General features: G+C 66.0%; 14 protein-coding genes. 10 read left to right on the top strand and 4 right to left on the bottom strand.

What is annotated here, in order from left to right; all coding sequences use genetic code 11:
* Positions 1-140: 140 nt before the first annotated feature.
* Positions 141-602, bottom strand: a complete 462-nt coding sequence (locus ACSF9G_RS05485; protein ID WP_436639262.1) for a GNAT family N-acetyltransferase — start codon at positions 600-602, stop codon at positions 141-143.
* 225 nt (positions 603-827) lie between these two features.
* Between ACSF9G_RS05485 and ACSF9G_RS05480 the strand changes: the two genes are divergently transcribed.
* The 7 genes from ACSF9G_RS05480 (at position 828) to ACSF9G_RS05450 (ending at position 8,914) form a co-directional block, all read left to right on the top strand.
* Entirely contained in the window at positions 828-2,420 is a 1,593-nt protein-coding gene (locus ACSF9G_RS05480; protein ID WP_436639260.1) for an ABC transporter substrate-binding protein, read from the top strand.
* A gap of 90 nt (positions 2,421-2,510) precedes the next feature.
* The gene (locus ACSF9G_RS05475; RefSeq protein WP_436639258.1) at positions 2,511-3,491 is read left to right on the top strand and encodes an ABC transporter permease; all 981 of its coding nucleotides are present in this window, start codon (positions 2,511-2,513) and stop codon (positions 3,489-3,491) included.
* A gap of 3 nt (positions 3,492-3,494) precedes the next feature.
* On the top strand, positions 3,495-4,451 hold the full coding sequence (locus ACSF9G_RS05470; protein WP_436639255.1) for an ABC transporter permease: 957 nt from the start codon (positions 3,495-3,497) through the stop codon (positions 4,449-4,451).
* Between the two features lie 10 nt (positions 4,452-4,461).
* Positions 4,462-5,439 (top strand): ABC transporter ATP-binding protein, encoded by a 978-nt coding sequence (locus tag ACSF9G_RS05465; protein ID WP_436639253.1) that lies wholly within the window; start codon positions 4,462-4,464, stop codon positions 5,437-5,439.
* Entirely contained in the window at positions 5,436-6,464 is a 1,029-nt protein-coding gene (locus ACSF9G_RS05460) for an ABC transporter ATP-binding protein (protein WP_436639250.1), read from the top strand. The genes ACSF9G_RS05465 and ACSF9G_RS05460 overlap by 4 nt, the downstream gene beginning before the upstream one ends.
* Positions 6,465-6,469: 5 nt before the next feature.
* A complete protein-coding gene (locus ACSF9G_RS05455; protein WP_436639668.1) occupies positions 6,470-7,642 on the top strand; it encodes a M20 aminoacylase family protein in 1,173 nt (390 codons plus the stop codon).
* A 93-nt stretch (positions 7,643-7,735) separates the two neighbouring features.
* Complete coding sequence (locus tag ACSF9G_RS05450; RefSeq protein ID WP_436639248.1) at positions 7,736-8,914, top strand: M20 aminoacylase family protein; 1,179 nt, start codon at positions 7,736-7,738, stop codon at positions 8,912-8,914.
* A gap of 329 nt (positions 8,915-9,243) precedes the next feature.
* Here the strand turns inward: ACSF9G_RS05450 and ACSF9G_RS05445 are convergent, their stop codons facing one another.
* Positions 9,244-9,519, bottom strand: coding sequence for a metal-sensitive transcriptional regulator (locus tag ACSF9G_RS05445; protein WP_436639246.1), 276 nt, complete (start codon positions 9,517-9,519; stop codon positions 9,244-9,246).
* A gap of 92 nt (positions 9,520-9,611) precedes the next feature.
* Between ACSF9G_RS05445 and ACSF9G_RS05440 the strand changes: the two genes are divergently transcribed.
* Positions 9,612-12,095 (top strand): heavy metal translocating P-type ATPase, encoded by a 2,484-nt coding sequence (locus tag ACSF9G_RS05440; RefSeq protein ID WP_436639244.1) that lies wholly within the window; start codon positions 9,612-9,614, stop codon positions 12,093-12,095.
* Between the two features lie 107 nt (positions 12,096-12,202).
* On the opposite strand, the gene ACSF9G_RS05435 is transcribed toward ACSF9G_RS05440, so the two are convergent.
* Positions 12,203-12,913 (bottom strand): gamma-glutamylcyclotransferase, encoded by a 711-nt coding sequence (locus tag ACSF9G_RS05435; RefSeq protein WP_436639242.1) that lies wholly within the window; start codon positions 12,911-12,913, stop codon positions 12,203-12,205.
* Between the two features lie 154 nt (positions 12,914-13,067).
* On the opposite strand from ACSF9G_RS05435, the gene ACSF9G_RS05430 reads away from it, so the two are divergent.
* Positions 13,068-14,633 (top strand): OpgD/OpgG family glucan biosynthesis protein, encoded by a 1,566-nt coding sequence (locus ACSF9G_RS05430; RefSeq protein ID WP_436639240.1) that lies wholly within the window; start codon positions 13,068-13,070, stop codon positions 14,631-14,633.
* 98 nt (positions 14,634-14,731) lie between these two features.
* Complete coding sequence (locus ACSF9G_RS05425) at positions 14,732-15,934, top strand: amidase (RefSeq protein WP_436639238.1); 1,203 nt, start codon at positions 14,732-14,734, stop codon at positions 15,932-15,934.
* Here the strand turns inward: ACSF9G_RS05425 and ggt are convergent.
* A complete protein-coding gene (ggt, locus tag ACSF9G_RS05420) occupies positions 15,931-17,688 on the bottom strand; it encodes a gamma-glutamyltransferase (RefSeq protein ID WP_436639236.1) in 1,758 nt (585 codons plus the stop codon). The two genes, ACSF9G_RS05425 and ggt, sit on opposite strands and share 4 nt — an antisense overlap.
* Positions 17,689-17,764 lie beyond the last annotated feature (76 nt).

Raw genomic sequence — 17,764 nt, 5'->3', positions numbered from 1 at the left:
GGGGCGTCAATGGCGAGGCGCGTCACGCAGCGGACACGTCCTAGCGAAGCGGCAACGCCGAATCATTGCCTATACCTACGCCGTTTATACGGCGGAACAAGAGGCTTTCAGCGGCGATTGCGATTTATTGATGGCGAGGCTCAAACCTTCCCGATCGACCTTTTCATACGGATCGCCGCACAGCCGTCGGGATAGTAATCCGGCCTGCGCTCGAATTCCGCGTATCCGAGCCCCAGATAGCGGCGGTGAAGCCTGGTGTTGTCGGCCCGAACCTCGGTAATGACGCCCAGTCCGCGCTCGCGCGCCGCCCTCTCGATCGCCTCGAACAGGCGCTTGCCGAGCTCTCCGCCCTGGGCCTCCGGCAGGACGGCCAGCGAGTAGAACCGCATGTGGTGCGAACCCGCGCGGGCGAGGCCGAGCGCGTAGCCGACGACACGGCCGTTGCGGGTGCAGACGATCAGGGCAGCGCGGGGGTTGGAGATGTGCCAGCGGAACTGGCGGCGCGACATCGGCTCGTAGGCCGGTCGAACGAAGACGGCTTTCTCGATTTCGACGAGGGCATCCAGGTCGGCAGGTACGGCCGTCCGCAAGCGGTCCGTCATTGTGCGTGGCCCTTCGCAGGCATCACGGTCCGCCATCGGACCACTGCGGATTTTTCATCGCAAAGTAGATAGTTTGGCAATCCTACCGTTGTGGGCTGCCGAGCGGTATGATGAGGTAAGCTAAGGTCGCGTACAGACGAGGGTGACGCGGCCTCGCAGCGTATATAGACTGGTAATTAAATCCGCCGGACGGTGGATCAAAAAATAAACTTAGGGAGGTGACAGATGGCCTTTAGTAAAACGGCTATCGCGGCGGGGTTTGCCGTCGCAATCGGCGTGGTGGGCTCCGTCCAGGCCGAAACGTTCAAGTATGCGTTCCAGGGGGAACTAAAGGGGCTCGATCCCTACAGCCTCAATGAAACATTCTCGCTCGGCACGCTGGGCAACGTCTACGAAGGCCTGACCCGCCGCGGTCCGGACCTGGAGATCCAGCCGGCGCTGGCCGAAAGCTGGGAGATCCTCGAACCGACCCGTTGGCGCTTCCATCTGCGCAAGGGGGTGAAGTTCCACAATGGTAACGACTTCACCGCCGACGACGTGGTGTTCTCGGCCGATCGCGTGCGGTCCCAGGAATCCGACCTGAAGACCCGCATCGGCGCTGATGTGAAGGTCGAGAAGGTCGACGACCACACGGTCGACTTCGTGCTGCAGAGCCCCAATCCGATCCTGCATTACGAGTGGGATACGTGGGGCATCATGGACAAGGAGTGGTCCGAGGAAAACAACACCACGAAGGTGATGTCGGCGTCCGACGAAAGCCCAAGCTATGCGGGTCTGCACGCCAACGGAACCGGGCCGTTCATGATCACCGGCCACGAAACCGGCGTGAAGACGGTTTTCGAGGAAAACAAGGACTGGTGGGATTACGGAAACAAGAAGTTCAACGTCGACACCGTCGAGTTGACGCCGATCAGCGAGGACGCGACCCGTGTCGCCGCGCTCCTGTCGGGCGAGCTCGACATGGTCTATCCGGTGCCGGTCCAGGACATTAAGCGTGTCGAGGGCAACGACGGCACGCGGGCGCTGACCGGGCCCGAACTCAGGACGATTTTCCTGGGCATGGACCAGATGCGTGACGAGCTTCTGTACTCGAACGTCAAGGGCAAGAATCCCTTCAAGGACCAGCGGGTGCGTCTGGCGTTATTCAAGGCGATCGACATCGAAGCGATCAAGCAGAAGATCATGCGCGGTCTGTCGACCCCGTCGGCCTTGATGATCTCGCCGTTCCTGTTCGCCCTGTCGGATCAGTTCGAGCGCTATCCGTATGATCCGGAAGAGGCCAAGAAGCTTCTGGCCGATGCCGGCTATCCGGATGGCTTCGAGGTCGGCATGGATTGCCCGAACGACCGCTACGTCAATGACGAGGCGATCTGCCAGGCCGTGGTCTCCATGCTTGCCAGGATCGGTGTGAAGGTCGACCTCAATGCCCAGCCGAAGGCGAAGTATTTCGCCAAGGTCTTGCAGTCGAACGGCTTCGACACGTCGTTCTATCTACTCGGCTGGACGCCGGGCTCGTTCGACTCCTGGAACATCCTGAAGAACATCATCCATTGCCGGACGGAAGAGGGCAGCGAGGCGCCGTTCAACCTTGGCGGCTACTGCAACCCGAAGGTCGACGAGCTGACGGCGAAGATCCTGGTCGAGAATGACCCGGACAAGCGCAATCAGATGATCGCCGACGCGTTCAAGATGCATCTGGATGAGGCGGGCCACATTCCGCTGCACCAGCAGGGCCTGGCTTGGGGCGTTGCCGATAGTGTCGAACTGGCTCAGCGCGCCGACAACACGCTGATGTTCTACTACGTCAACAAGAACTGACGGCGTAGTCCCGACGACAGGCGGGAGACCGTTGAAGGCGGCCTCCCGCCGGCGTTCCTTTGTGCACCCGACGCCTGGCGTTCCGACACGATGACCGCATTCATTATCCGCCGCCTCCTTCAGGCCGTCCTGGTCATGCTGGTCGTGGCGCTGATCGCCTTCCTGATGTTCCGGTACGTGGGCGATCCGATCAATCAGATGGTCGGGATCGAGACGTCGCCGGCCGAGCGTGAGGCGCTGCGCGTGCGGCTCGGGTTGAGGGACCCGATCATGGTGCAGTTCGCGCGGTTCGTCTTGAACGCCGCGCAGTTCAATTTCGGCATCTCCTACCAGTTCAAGCAGCCGGTCTCCGATATGATCCTGTCCCGGCTGCCGGCGACCCTGGAGCTGTCGATCGTCTCGGCGCTCTTTGCCCTGCTCGTCGGCATCCCGATGGGCGTCTATACGGGCATCCGCCGCAATGCCTGGATGTCGAAGCTGTTCCTCACCGTCTCGCTGGTCGGCATCTCGCTGCCGCCGTTCCTGATCGGCATCCTGCTGATCTTCATCTTCGCGGTGAACCTGCAATGGCTGCCGAGCTTCGGGCGCGGCAGCGTGGTAGATCTCGGGTTCTGGTCGACGGGGCTCCTGACCGTCTCGGGGCTGAAGGCGCTGATCCTGCCGGCGATCACGCTTGGCCTGTTCCAGCTCACCCTGATCATGCGGCTGGTGCGGGCGGAGATGCTCGAGGTTCTGCGCACCGACTACATCAAGTTCGCTCGCGCCCGCGGCCTCACCGAGCGGGCGGTGAATTTCGGTCACGCGCTGAAGAACACGCTGATCCCGGTGATCACCGTGACCGGCCTGCAGCTCGGCTCGATCATCGCGTTCGCGATCATCACCGAGACCGTCTTCCAGTGGCCGGGCATGGGGCTTCTGTTCCTGCAATCCGTGCAGAACGTCGATATTCCGATCATGGCGGCCTATTTGATGCTGATCGCCTTCCTGTTCGTGGTCATCAACCTCGTCGTCGATATCCTCTACACCGTGGTCGACCCGCGGGTGCGGCTCGACGGCGGCGCGGCGGTGTAGGCCATGACCGGCGGACCCGAGACCCAAGCCGAATTCCTGTCGAAGCCGCACGGCTTCGCCACGCGCGTGCTCGACAGCGATATCTTCCATTCCTTCAAGCAGTCGAAGCTGACGATGCTCGCAGCCCTCGTCACCTTCCTGTTCATCTTCGGCGCCGTCTTCGCGCCGTGGATCGCGCCGCATGATCCCTTCGACCTGGCCTCCATCGACCTGATGGATTCGCTTATGCCGCCGGCCTGGGAGCAGTACGGCGACCCGCGTTTCCTGCTCGGCACCGACGACCAAGGCCGGGATATCCTGTCGGGCATCCTCTACGGCGCGCGGGCTTCGCTCGCCGTCGGCTTCGCCAGTGTGCTGTTCGCCGCGACGCTCGGTATCGGGCTCGGGCTGGCCGCCGGCTATTTCGGCGGCACCTTCGGCACGATCGTCATGCGCATCGCCGATATACAGCTCACCTTCCCGTCGATCCTGATCGCGCTCCTGATCGACGGTGTGGTGCACGGCCTGTTCAGGGACATCAGCCGCGAGGACACCGCCTATGGCGTGCTGATCCTGTCGATCGGTCTGTCGTTTTGGGTGCAGTACGCGCGCACCGTGCGCGCCTCGACGCTGGTCGAGCGCAACAAGGAATATGTCCAGGCCGCGCGGCTGATCGGTATCCCGCCGTTCCTGATCATGTTGCGCCACGTGCTGCCGAACGTCATGGGGCCGGTGCTGGTGATCGCGACGATCAACCTGGCGGTGGCCATCATTCTGGAGGCGACGCTGTCGTTCCTCGGCGTCGGCCTGCCGCCGACGCAGCCCTCGCTCGGTACGCTGATCGACATCGGCCAGGACTTCCTGTTCTCGGGAGAATGGTGGATCACCATCTTTCCCGGCGCCGCGCTGGCAACGCTCGTGCTCGCCGTCAATCTGCTGGGCGACTGGCTGCGCGACGCGCTCAATCCGAAGCTCCGGTGAAGGAGGCGGCGTGACTCAACCTCTTCTCCAGGTCCGCGACCTCGTCGTCGAGTTCCCGACCCGGCGCGGAACGCTGACGGCCGTGAACAAGGTGTCCTTCGACATCGCGCCGGGCGAGGTGCTCGGCGTCGTCGGCGAATCCGGCGCCGGCAAGTCGCTGACCGGCACGGCCGTCATCAATCTGCTGGAGCCGCCCGGTCGCATCGGCGGCGGCGAGGTGATCCTGCAGGGCCGGCGCATCGACAACCTGCCGCAGGAGGAGATGCGCAAGATCCGCGGAAAGCAGATCGGCATGGTCTTCCAGGACCCGCTGACCAGTCTCAATCCGCTCTACACGATCGGCGAGCAGCTCACCGAGACGATCCAGACACACGTCAGGATGTCGGATGCGGACGCGCGCAAGCGAGCGATCGAGCTCCTGACCGAGGTCGGCATCCCGGCGCCCGGCTCGCGCATCGATGCCTATCCGCACCAGTTCTCCGGCGGCATGCGCCAGCGCGTCGTGATCGCCCTGGCGCTTGCCGTCAATCCCGTTCTGGTCATCGCCGACGAGCCGACGACGGCCCTCGACGTGTCGGTGCAGGCACAGATCATCCGGCTGTTGAAGAAGACCTGCGCCGAACACGGCGCGGCCGTCATGCTGATCACCCACGACATGGGCGTCATCGCCGAGACGGCCGATCGCGTCGCGGTCATGTATGCCGGGCGCATCGCCGAGATCGGCCCGGTGCGCGAGGTGATCAAGAACCCGCGCCATCCCTATACCGTGGGCCTGATGGCTTCGATCCCCTCGCTCGCCCACGAGGCCGCCAGGCTGCAACAGATCGACGGCTCGATGCCCCGCCTGACGGCGATCCCGCAGGGCTGCGCCTTCCATCCGCGCTGCCCGAGGGTATTCGATCGCTGCCGCGCGGAGCGGCCGGAACTGCTCGATACCGGCAAAACGCGGGCGGCGTGCTGGCTCTACGCGGAGGAGGCCGTCACATGAACGGGGCCCCGCTGGTCGAAGTCGAGGGGCTGACGCGTTTCTTCGACGTGTCCAAACCGCTCCTCAACCGGGTGATCGAGGGCGTACCACGCCAGCATTTGCGCGCCGTCCATGACGTGAGCTTCAAGATCGGTGCCGGCGAGACCTTCGCGCTGGTCGGCGAGTCGGGCTGCGGCAAATCGACGGTGGCGCGGATGGTCGCCGGCCTGATCGATCCCTCCGCCGGCAAGATCGTCTTCGACGGCATCGACCGTGGCGCGGCGCGGCCAGCGGCCGAGGACCGCAAGCTGCGGCGCCGGTTCCAGATGATCTTCCAGGACCCTTTCGCCAGCCTCAACCCGCGGTGGCGGGTCGACAAGATCATCGCCGAGCCGATCCGCGCCTTCGGCCTTGCCCGCGACACGCGGGAAATCGAGCACGAGGTGGGCGAGCTGCTGAAAGTGGTCAAGCTCGATCCCGCCGACGGGGCCAAGTTTCCGCACGAGTTCTCGGGCGGACAGCGCCAGCGCATCGCGATCGCAAGGGCGCTGTCCAACAAGCCCGAATTCATTATCTGCGACGAGCCGACCTCGGCGCTCGACGTATCGGTGCAGGCGCAGATCCTCAACCTGATGCGCGACCTGCAGGACGAGTTCGGCCTGACCTATCTGTTCATCAGCCACAACCTCGCCGTCGTCCGGCACATGGCGACACGCATCGGCGTCATGTATCTGGGCAAGCTGGTCGAGGATGCGCCGTCGCGCGCGCTTTTCGACAATCCGCGTCATCCCTACACTCGCATGCTTCTCGACGCGGTGCCCGACATCGACATGACGGGGCGGGCGCGCACGCCGGTCAAGGGCGAGGTGCCCAATCCGATCGATCCTCCGCCCGGCTGCACGTTCCATCCGCGCTGTCCCTACGCCTTCGATCGTTGTAAATCGGAGGAGCCGCGGCTCCTGCCGGTCGGCGAGAACCATCTGGTCTCCTGCCATGCGGTGGAGGAAGGGCGGATGGAGCGCATGGAGACGGAACGCGTAAAATGATGAACATGTCGATCGCCGGTCGCGTCGAACCCTATATCGACGAGCTGGTGGCGATCCGCCACGACCTCCACGCGCATCCCGAGATCGCCTTCGAGGAAAACCGTACGGCGGCGCTGGTCGCCGAAAAGCTCAAGGAATACGGCGTCGACGAGGTGCATACCGGCATCGGGCGCACCGGCGTCGTCGGTGTCCTGCGCGGACACGGCGGGTCAAATCGCGCGATCGGCCTCAGGGCCGACATGGACGCGCTGCCGATTACCGAGAAGACAGACGTTCCCTACCGCTCGACGGTCGATGGCAAGATGCATGCCTGCGGCCACGACGGGCATACGACGATGCTGCTCGGGGCCGCGCGCTATCTTGCCGAACACCGGGACTTCGACGGAACCGTCCATCTGATCTTCCAGCCGGCCGAGGAACGCGGCGGCGGCGCGGATTTCATGATCCGCGACGGATTGTTCGAGCGGTTCAACTGCGAGTCCGTGTTCGGCATGCACAACATGCCCGGCCGCCCTCTCGGCTCGATCGCGATGCGCACGGGGCCGATCATGGCGGCGTCCGACATCATCCGCATCGTGGTGCGCGGCACGGGCGGACACGGCGCCTGGCCGCACCAGACGCGCGATCCGATCGTCGCCGGTGCCCATATCGTCACGGCGCTGCAGTCGATCGCCAGCCGGCGCGTTGATCCGATCCATTCGGCGGTTGTCTCGATCACGACGTTCCGGGGGGGCACCGGGGGCAGCGTCGTACCCGAGGAAATCGAGCTCGGCGGCACCTGCCGCAGCTTTCTGCCCGAGGTGCGCGATCTGATCGAAGCCGAAATGAAGCGGATCTGCACGGAGGTCGCCTCCGCGTTCGGGGCCGTGGCCGAGGTCGATTACAGCCGTGGGTATCCGACGACGGTGAACGCACCGGAGGAAACCGAGCTGGCGGCGGCGGCGGCCCGCCGGGTCGTCGGCGCGCACGCGGTGGAGACCGATGTGACACCGTTGATGGGCGCGGAGGATTTTGCGTTTATGCTGGGTGCCCGCCCCGGAACCTATATTTGGCTCGGGACGGGCGAGGATCGCCCCTGGCTCCATGCGCCGGATTTCGATTTCAACGACGCGGCGATCCCCGCGGGCGTCGGCTATTGGGTTTCGCTTGTCGAAACCGCTTTACCGAGGCCGGACTAGCCGCGATGCCGGCTTTGCGGTCACGTCGCGCTTGCCAATCGGCCGCAGGTAGGCACAACTAGAGGTAAGGCATCGAATTCAGGAGATCCTGGCATGAGTTATACCGACCGCGTGAAGCCCTATATGGATGAACTTGTGGCGATCCGCCGCGACATCCATGCCCATCCCGAACTCGGTTTCGAGGAGACCCGTACCTGCGAGATTGTCGCGCGGAAGTTGAAGGAATTCGGCGTCGACGAGGTTCACACCGGTATCGCCAGGACCGGAGTCGTCGGCGTAGTGCGCGGCAAGGGCGGCTCCAATCGCGCGATCGGCCTGAGGGCCGACATGGACGCCCTGCCGATCTTCGAGAAGACGGGTCTCGAGTATCATTCCCAAACCGACGGCAAGATGCATGCCTGCGGTCATGACGGGCACACCACGATGCTGCTCGGCGCGGCGCGCTATCTCGCCGACCACCGCAACTTCGACGGAACGGTCTACCTGATCTTCCAGCCGGCCGAGGAAGGCCGCGGCGGCGGCAAGGTGATGATCGAGGACGGCCTGTTCGAGCGCTTCAACTGCGAGACCGTCTACGGCATGCACAACATGCCCGGCCTGCCGCTCGGCGCGATCTCCATGCGGCCGGGCCCGTGCATGGCGGCAGCCGACGAGTTCAGGATCCTGGTGAAGGGCAGGGGCGGCCACGGCGCCATGCCGAACGTCTCGCGCGATCCCGTCTTGATCGGCTCGCACATCGTCACGGCGCTGCAGTCGATTGCCAGCCGCCGCGTCGATCCGATCAAGGAGGCCGTCGTCTCGGTGACCCAGTTCCATGCCGGGGATGCCTTCAACGTCATCCCCGAGGAAGCCGAGCTGAGCGGGACCTGCCGCACCTTCCTGCCGGATGTGCGCGACCTGGTCGAGACCGAGCTCAAGCGTATCGCGACCAACGTGGCGCTCGCCTTCGACGCGACGGCGGAAGTGAAGTACATGCGCAACTATCCGCCGACCGTGAATACGTCCGACGAGACCGAGATCGCCGCGTCGGCGGCCCGCAACGTCGCCAACGAGGTCTCGACCACCGGCGAGCCGAAGATGGGGGCGGAGGACTTCTCCTACATGCTCGAGGAGCGGCCCGGCTGCTACATCTGGCTCGGCAACGGCATGCCCGGCGAGAAGGGCGGCGCCAACGTGCATACGCCGCAATACGACTTCAACGACGACGCCATCCCCTATGGCGTCGGCTACTGGGCCTCGCTGGTCGAGACGGTGCTGCCGAAGGCAGCGTAGGGTTCGATCGGCGTTCGCAGAAGAACGAAGCCCCCGCGAGAGCGGGGGCTTTTTTCGTTGCGTCAAACGCCCCGCGCGGCCTTCCGAGAAACGCCGCCGCCGTCGCTTTTTTCATTGCCGGTCGCAGCGGGCACGAGTCCGGCATGACGGCCGAGGTGGGGGGCTTGCGCCAGGCTGCGTTCCGCTCGCTCCCGCGAAAGCGGGAGTCGGGTCGCGATTGGCAGGTCCCCCTTTGTCGGAGGCTGCGATGTGGCGAGGCGACGTACCGCCGCAGCAGACAATAGGCCGCTTCCCGCTTGCGCAGGAATGAACGGGGTCGGGAGGTCGGCCTAGCGCCCGCTGCGCTCCAGTACCTGCATCAGCTCGGAGATCTTCTGGCGCTGTTCTTCCTTGTCGCCGCTCAGGATGGCGTGCTCGACGCAATGGGCGACGTGGTCGCGCAGAACTTCTTCCTCGACGCGCTTGAGCGCGGCGCGGACGGCATCGATTTGAGTGACGATATCGATGCAATATCGGTCCTCGGCGACCATGCGGGCAATGCCGCGCACCTGTCCCTCGATCCGGCCAAGCCGTTTGGCGACGGCGTTCTTTGCTTTGTCCTGCATGCTTGTCAGATACCCCATGGGGGTATATGTAGTCAAGCGAATGCGATACCCCCATCGGGTATCCGGGCCCATCGAGCAGAATCGAGAGTGTCATGTCCAGCGAGACCGCATCCTGTTGCAGCCATCATGAACCGGCCGCCAAAACCGGGGCGCCGGAGGGCAAGGCCATCGATCCCGTCTGCGGCATGACGGTGACGATCGAGACCGCCAAGCACACCCATGAGCTGGACGGGACCACCTATTACTTCTGCAATCCAAAGTGTCGCGAGAAGTTCGTCGCCGACCCTGACAAGTACCTGAAGGCGACGGACCCGGTGTGCGGGATGTCGGTCACCAAGGCGACCGCGCAGCACACGCACGAGCACGGCGGCACGACCTACTATTTCTGCAATCCGAAGTGCCGCGATAAATTCATCGCCGATCCGGACAAATACCTGGCCGACGTGCGCCCCGAGGAGCCGGTGATAGAGGGGGCGATCTACACCTGCCCGATGGACCCGGAGATCCAGCAGGTCGGCCCGGGCACATGCCCGATCTGCGGCATGGCCCTCGAGCCGATGATGATCACCGCGAATTCCGGCCCCAATCCCGAGCTGATCGATTTCACCCGGCGGTTCTGGATCGGCCTCGCCTTGACGGTGCCGGTGTTCTTTCTGGAAATGGGCGGGCACGTCCTCGGCCTGCATTTCGTGTCGCCGGCGCTTTCCAACTGGATCCAGCTGGTGCTAGCCACGCCGGTGGTGCTGTGGTGCGGCTGGCCGTTCTTCGAGCGCGGCTGGAAGTCCATCGTCACGCGCAACCTCAACATGTTCACGCTGATCGCCATGGGCACCGGTGTCGCCTGGGTCTATTCGGTGGTGGCGACGGTGGCGCCCGGCCTGTTCCCGGCGACGTTCCGGGGCGCGGACGGATCGGTCGCGGTCTATTTCGAGGCGGCAGCCGTGATCACCGTGCTGGTGTTGCTCGGCCAGCTTCTGGAACTGAGGGCGCGCGAGCGGACCGGCGGGGCGATCAAGGCGCTGCTCGATCTCGCGCCGAAGACGGCGCGGCGCATCCGTGACGACGGCTCCGATGAGGAGGTGTCGCTTGAGGATATCGCCATCGGCGATCGGCTGCGCGTACGACCGGGCGAGAAGGTGCCGGTCGACGGAGAGGTCGTCGACGGGCACTCGGCGCTGGACGAGTCCATGGTGACCGGCGAATCCATGCCGGTTTCCAAGGAAGTCGGCGACGCGGTGATCGGTGGTACGATGAACCAGTCCGGTGCCCTGGTCATGCGCGCTGACAGGGTTGGAGTGGACACCATGCTGTCGCGCATCGTCCAGATGGTTGCCGAAGCCCAGCGCAGCCGCGCCCCGATCCAGCGGCTCGCCGATCAGGTTTCGGGCTGGTTCGTGCCCGCCGTCGTCGCCGCGGCCGTTATCGCCTTCGCGGCCTGGTCGATCTACGGGCCTGAGCCGCGTTTCACGTTCGCATTGGTCGCTGCCGTCAGCGTGCTGATCATCGCCTGTCCCTGCGCGCTGGGACTTGCGACGCCGATGGCAATCATGGTGGGCGTCGGACGCGGCGCCGGCGCCGGGGTGCTGATCAAGAACGCCGAGGCGCTGGAGCGCATGGAGAAGGTCGACACGCTGGTGGTCGACAAGACCGGCACGCTTACGGAGGGCAGGCCGGCGGTTACGGAGATCGTGACCGACGGGATCGAGGAGGCGGAGCTGCTCAGGCTGGCGGCGAGCGTGGAGCGGGCGAGCGAGCATCCGCTGGCCGCGGCAATTGTCGCGGCGGCGGAAACCAGAGGCATCGCGCTCGCCGACGCCACGGATTTCGACGCACCGACGGGCAAGGGTGCGCTCGGAACGGTCGACGGCCGCAAGGTGCTGCTCGGCACGGCCGGTTTCCTCAAGGAGCACGGCATCGACGTGGCTCCGCTCGCCGACAAGGCGGACGCTCTGCGCAAGGACGGCGCCACGGCCATCTTCGCCGGGATCGACGGCAAGGCGGCCGGAGTCGTCGCGATCGCCGATCCGGTCAAGGAGACGACGCCTGCGGCGATCAAGGCGCTGCACGGCGAAGGCATCCGAATTGTCATGTTGACGGGCGACAATCGCACGACCGCCGAGGCCGTCGCCCGCCGCCTCGGTATCGACGAGGTCGAGGCGGAGGTGCTGCCGGACCAGAAGAGCGCGGTGGTGGAACGGTTCCGCAAGGAAGGCCGCGTCGTCGCGATGGCCGGCGATGGAGTCAACGATGCCCCGGCGCTCGCCGCCGCCGATATCGGCATCGCCATGGGGTCGGGCACGGATGTCGCCATCGAGAGCGCCGGTGTGACACTGTTGAAGGGCGATCTCAACGGCATCGTCAAGGCCCGACGCCTGAGCCAGGCGACGATGCGCAATATCCGCCAGAACCTGTTCTTCGCCTTCGTCTACAACACGGCGGGCGTGCCGATCGCGGCCGGTATTCTCTATCCGTTCCTGGGGCTGCTCCTGTCGCCGATGATCGCCGCGGCGGCGATGTCGCTGTCGTCGGTCAGCGTCATCGGCAACTCGCTGCGCCTGCGACGGGTGGAGTTGTAGCGGCTTCGTCTCTACCGGATGCCCGGGGCCCGACCCGGGCATCTCGCGGCGTACGCCCGAGACTGCCGGGCTTTACGCGGCACGGCGCTGTAACGGCAGGCGGGGGTTCACTCCGCCGGGAGTTCGAGCCCGTGATCCTCGGCGATGCGTTGGGCCACCAACTGCTGCAGCTGCCAGAGGTGGCGGTCGTGGATGCCGAGTTCTTCCAGGTGCGCGACCGTGTTGTAAAGGTACTCGGCGCAGGAGCCGATGTGGCCGCAGGCGCGCGCCAGCATGGTCACGGTTTCCTCGATCGGCAGGCGGCCGACATAGCCCGGTCCCTTGCGGTTCATCACGAAGGCGAGCGCCGGCACCGGCCCCTTGTCGGTCTGCGCCGCCACCCAGCGGGCCAGATTGTTCGACGGGCGCATGCGCATCTCGCGCTCCAGCAGCTTGCGGAGCTGCTCCTCCAAGGCGTCGTGGTCGAGTCGGAATATGACGCCCCTGCACTGGCCGCCCCGGTCGAGCGCCATCATCAGGCCGGGTTGTTCCGGTGTGGCGCGCCACTGGCGCATGTGGAGGCAGAAGGAGCGGTGATAGCCGCGGATCGTCGCGACCCGCCGTTCCAGGTGCTCGACTTCCGGCTTCCAGATCAGTGAGCCCGACGCGAACAGCCAGAACTCTTCGGTATCCGGACGCTGAGCCAGCAGGTCGTCGATGACGGCCTGGTACTCTTCGTCCGTACGATACGTGTAGTTCGGGTCGAGCCCCTTGAACTCGATGTCCCGGTAAACGCGCGCGACATGATCGGGTGTCAGGGCCATCCGGCGGGGCGGCATCGAAAAACGTCCTTTCCTGCGACGAAAACCAGTTGGGTCTGGCGGCTGACCGCGTTCACATCTGTTGAAACGCTCCATGAATTGCCATGGCTGCCATCAAAATTCCACCTTCCGGATCGATCAGCAGAGCGTTCAAAACGGATCGTGGATCGCCATGAGCAATGAATTTTCCCGTCGCGGCGTGCTGGCCGGCGGACTTGCGGCCGGCGCGCTGGCTTTCTTGCCGAGGCTCGCGGACGCCGCAGCGGACCCGCGCGCACGCTTCGGTGCGGCAGCGCCGTTTTCATTCGACGCGTTGAAGGCACGAGCCGAGGCGCTTGCCGCCAGACCCTATGAGGGGCCCGAGATTCGGGCCGGTGACGTCCTCGAGGCGGTCGATTTCGATGCGCACCAGCAGATTCGCTTCAGGGACGAGTCGACCATGTGGGGCGAGGCGGGCAACGACCCGGGCGTCCGGTTCTTCCACCTCGGACGCTACTTCAAGGCGCCGGTGAAGATCCACGCCGTCGAGAAGGGCGAGGCGCGCGAACTGCTCTATTCGCCTGACTATTTCGACATGCCGGCCGATCATGTGGCCCGCGACCTGCCCGAGGACATCGGCTTTGCCGGCTTCCGCGTCATGGCACCCGGAGGCAAGACCGACTGGCTGGCGGTTTTGGGCGCCTCCTATTTCCGCACCTCCGGGCCGCTTGACCAATACGGGCTGTCGGCGCGCGGCATCGCCATCGATACGGCGGCCTCGAAACCGGAGGAGTTCCCCCGTTTCACCGAATTCTGGCTGGAGCGCGACGGGGCCGGCGGGCTGATCGCCTATGCCCTGCTTGATGGGCCGAGCCTTTCCGGCGCCTACCGGATCGTCAGCAATGCGCCGAACAAGGGCATCGTCCAGGACGTCGACTGCGCCCTGTTCACACGCCGAGCGATCGAGAAGCTCGGCGTGGCGCCGCTGACCAGCATGTTCTGGTACTCGGAAACCAACCGCGAGGACGCGAAGGACTGGCGGCCGGAAGTCCACGATTCCGACGGGCTCGCCATCTGGACCGGCTCCGGCGAACGCATCTGGCGGCCGCTCGACAACCCGTCGCGCGTCGTCACCAACGCGTTCCTCGACACCAATCCCCGCGGTTTCGGCCTGATGCAGCGTGACCGCGACTTCGACAACTATCAGGACGACGGCGTTTTCTACGAGAAGCGCGCCAGCGTCTGGGTCGAGCCGATCGGTACGTGGGGCGAGGGTTCGGTTCAGCTCGTCGAGATCCCGACCGACGACGAGATCCACGACAATATCGTCGCCTTCTGGGTGCCGCGCGCGCCGGTCGAGGCCGGGCAGTCCTTCGACTTCGCCTACCGGCTGCACTGGGTCGCAGATCAGCCCTATCCCGCGCCGGTCGCCCGGATCGTGGCGACGCGGATCGGCATGGGCGGGATTCCCGGCCAGCCGCGTCCGCCCGGCGTGCGCAAGTTCGCCATCGACCTGGAAGGCCCGGCCTTCGAGGGCCTCGACCGGTCGAGCGGCGTCGAGGTCGTCATCGATGCGAGCCGCGGCAGTGTGAGCAACGAAGTCGCCTATCCGGTGGTGGGAACCGACCGCTGGCGGGTGCTCTTCGACCTGGAGGCGACCGGGCACGACCCCGTCAACCTGCGCATGTTCGTGCGCCTGGACGACAAGGCGTTGAGCGAGACCTGGATCTACCAGTTCTTCCCGACGGCGCTGGCCTGAGTGGTCCGCAGTCGCGGGCCGCATGACAGCCGTGATCCGCATGACAGGCGTGGTCTCCGGCACTAAGGTCTCCCGGCCAAGACGCGAGGGAGGCCACAGTGCTCATTCAGGACGACCCGATCGGCGCGTTCATGCGCTATCCCGCTGTTGCCGTTGCGCATGCGGAAGCCGGGCCGCTGTCCGGCCTGAAAATGGGCGTCAAGGACCTGTTCGAGGTCGCCGGCTACCCGACCGGCTGCGGCAATCCGGCGAAGCTCGCGGGATCGTCCATCGCGATTAAGAATGCGCCGGTGGTGCAGGCGCTGCTTGATGCGGGGGCGGACTTCGTCGGCAAGACCATCACCGACGAACTCGCCTTCAGTCTGCAGGGGCAGAACGCGCATTACGGCACGCCGGTGAATTCGGCGGCGCCCGACCGAATCCCCGGCGGGTCTTCGTCGGGATCGGCGTCGGCGACCGCGGGCGGCCTCGTCGATTTCGCGCTCGGCACCGACACCGGCGGCTCGGTGCGCGCGCCGGCCAGCTATTGCGGCCTGTTCGGCCTCAGGCCGACGCACGCGCGCATCGATATTTCCGGCTGCATGCCGCTTGCGCCGAGCTACGACACGGTCGGCTGGTTCGCTCGCGACGCCGTGACGTTTGCGCGCGTCGGCGACATTGTCCTTGGCGAGGACAGCGCGAAACTGCCCGATGGCCGGCCGGCTTTCCTGAGCGATGCATTCGATCTGATGATCGACGAGGAGACCAAGGCGGCGTTCTTGCCCGCCCTGGCGAAGGCGGAAGCGGTCATCGGCGAGACCGAGCACGGTCGTGTCGCGCCCCGGCATGTCGCCCCCCGGGGGCTTGCCGACTGGCTGCTGGTGTTCCGCACGACGCAGGCCTCCGAGATCTGGGATACGCACGGGGGCTGGATCGAGAGCCTCGATCCGCAGTTCGGGCCCGGCGTGCGCGACCGTTTCGAATGGGCGCGGCGGATCAATCGCGACGAGACCGCGAAAGCCCAGGCGTGGGCGCTGCATGCGACGCTTCGCCAGCATGTGCGCGACCTCGCGGCGGCGCGGCTGCTGATTCTTCCGACGGTTCCCGCGATTGCGCCGCTCTGCGCGACGCCGGTCGCCGAGCTCGAGGTTTTCCGCGACCGGGCGCTGTCGATCCTGTGCATCGCCGGCATCGGCGGATTGCCGCAGGTCAATATCCCGCTGGCGACGCATCACGGGGCGCCGCTCGGCCTTTCCATCATCGGCCCGGCGGGCAGCGATCGCGCGCTGGTGGACCTGGCCGGAAGGATCGCGGCCGGCTAATCCCCCATCGCCGCGCCTTCGCGGCGGGGGTCGGAGCCGCCGGTGAGCTTGCCGCCACCGACGGCGATGATGTTGAGGCCGCTGGTCATGTCGGCGGTCTTGGCCGGCCCGCCGAACGTTTCCATCGCCGCGATCCACTGGTCGGCGCCGGTGACCTCCTCGACCTCGAAGGGGCCGTTGCGGCTGGCGAAATTGAACAGCGCTGCGGCGGCTTGCGGATCGTAACCCCAGTCGACCATGGCGACGATCGCCTTGACCACGTAGCCGATGATGCGGCTGCCGCCGGGCGAGCCGAGCACCATCGCCAGCTTGCCGTTCTCGTCGAACACCATGGTCGGCGCCATCGAGGAGCGCGGCCGCTTTCCGGCCTCGACGCGATTGGCGATCGGCCGGCCCTCCGCGTCGGCCGGGGCGAAGGAGAAGTCGGTCAGTTCGTTGTTGAGGAGAAAGCCGCGCACGAACAGCCGCGAGCCGAAGGCGGATTCGATCGAGGCGGTCATCGAGACGGCATTGCCGTCTGCATCGATGACGGAGACCTGCGTCGTGCCCGGCGCTTCCTTGGTGCCGTCCCTGCCGGGGGAGGGCTCGGCCGAGGCCGGCGGATTTCCGGGCTCGCGGACGCCGCCGGCCTTCGCCGGATCGATCAGGGACGAGCGCTCGGCGAGATAGTCCGGATTCATCAGTCCGGCGGGCACGGTCACGAAATCGGGATCGGCGACATAGCGGTTGCGGTCGGCGAAGGCGAGATTCCCGGCCTCGCCGATCAGGTGCAGGGCCTCCGGCGTCGGCGCCTTACCCAGGTCGAAGCGCTCGAGCATCCGAAGCGTCATGGCGACGGCGAGGCCGCCGGACGACGGTGGGCCCATACCGCAGACCTTGTGGCCGCGATAGTCGCCGCAGACGGCCGGGCGCTCGATGGCGCGGTAGTTTCCGAGATCGTCCATCGTCATGTCGCCGGGATTGCGCCAGGCGTTGGCGACGGCGCCGACGATGTCCTCGGCGATCTCGCCCGAATAGAAGGCATCCGGGCCGCCGTCGGCGATGCGCTGCAACGTGTCGGCATAGGCCTGGTTCTCGATCACCTGGCCGAGCAGGGGAGCGGCGCCGTCGGGATCGAGGAAATAGTCCTGCGCCTGCGGCGAGAAGGCGTCGTCCCCCATGCCCGCGACCAGCATGGAGAGGCGCGGGGAGACGCCGAAGCCGCCGCTCGCCAGGGCGATCGCGTCGTCGAACAGGCGTGCCCACGGCAGTTTGCCATGCTGGGCATGGACGTCGTGCAGCATCGCCACGAGACCGGGCACGCCGACCGAAAGGCCGCCCGGCACCATCTGCGGCCACGGGTTGGGCTTGCCCTCGGCGTTCAGGAAGCGCTTCGGCGTGGCGGCGGCCGGCGCGGTCTCGCGCCCGTCCCAGCTCGTCAGCGCCTTGGCCTTTTCGTCCCAGTGCAGCAGGAAGGCGCCGCCGCCTAGGCCCGCCGATTGCGGCTCGACGAGACCGAGCACCATCATCGCCGCGATCGCCGCATCCGCCGCGCTGCCGCCGTTGCGCAAGGCGCGGAGGCCGGCGAGCGAAGCCAGGGGGTGGGCCGCGACGACCATCTGCCGGTCCGCCTCGACGGGCGCCCGTGCCACGCCGACGCTTGCCGGCTCGGGAGCCGCCCGGCTGAGGGAATCGGCCGAGGCCGGCGTCCAGAACAGAGCGGTCGCCGTCGCGATCAGGCCGATGGCGAGGGAGGGGCGAATGTATCGCAGCATCGAAGTGGCCCTTTACAGCAGCGCGATCCGGAATCCGCTGCTAGGCTATGCGAGCGCACCGGTTTTGGCGAACGAA

Origin of the sequence: Microbaculum mangrovi, from assembly GCF_051390635.1 — a bacterium.
GTDB lineage: Bacteria > Pseudomonadota > Alphaproteobacteria > Rhizobiales > Tepidamorphaceae > Microbaculum.
Note: the sequence above shows the minus strand (reverse complement) of the source record. Positions and strands in the feature narration are given on the sequence as shown.

Coding starts and splice junctions, on each gene's coding strand:
- ggt (WP_436639236.1), bottom strand. CDS start 17,688: ATGCTGCGATACATTCGCCCCTCCCTCGCCATCGGCCTGATCGCGACG.
- ACSF9G_RS05485 (WP_436639262.1), bottom strand. CDS start 602: ATGACGGACCGCTTGCGGACGGCCGTACCTGCCGACCTGGATGCCCTC.
- ACSF9G_RS05430 (WP_436639240.1), top strand. CDS start 13,068: ATGAGCAATGAATTTTCCCGTCGCGGCGTGCTGGCCGGCGGACTTGCG.
- ACSF9G_RS05435 (WP_436639242.1), bottom strand. CDS start 12,913: ATGCCGCCCCGCCGGATGGCCCTGACACCCGATCATGTCGCGCGCGTT.
- ACSF9G_RS05455 (WP_436639668.1), top strand. CDS start 6,470: ATGTCGATCGCCGGTCGCGTCGAACCCTATATCGACGAGCTGGTGGCG.
- ACSF9G_RS05450 (WP_436639248.1), top strand. CDS start 7,736: ATGAGTTATACCGACCGCGTGAAGCCCTATATGGATGAACTTGTGGCG.
- ACSF9G_RS05470 (WP_436639255.1), top strand. CDS start 3,495: ATGACCGGCGGACCCGAGACCCAAGCCGAATTCCTGTCGAAGCCGCAC.
- ACSF9G_RS05480 (WP_436639260.1), top strand. CDS start 828: ATGGCCTTTAGTAAAACGGCTATCGCGGCGGGGTTTGCCGTCGCAATC.
- ACSF9G_RS05445 (WP_436639246.1), bottom strand. CDS start 9,519: ATGCAGGACAAAGCAAAGAACGCCGTCGCCAAACGGCTTGGCCGGATC.
- ACSF9G_RS05440 (WP_436639244.1), top strand. CDS start 9,612: ATGTCCAGCGAGACCGCATCCTGTTGCAGCCATCATGAACCGGCCGCC.
- ACSF9G_RS05475 (WP_436639258.1), top strand. CDS start 2,511: ATGACCGCATTCATTATCCGCCGCCTCCTTCAGGCCGTCCTGGTCATG.
- ACSF9G_RS05460 (WP_436639250.1), top strand. CDS start 5,436: ATGAACGGGGCCCCGCTGGTCGAAGTCGAGGGGCTGACGCGTTTCTTC.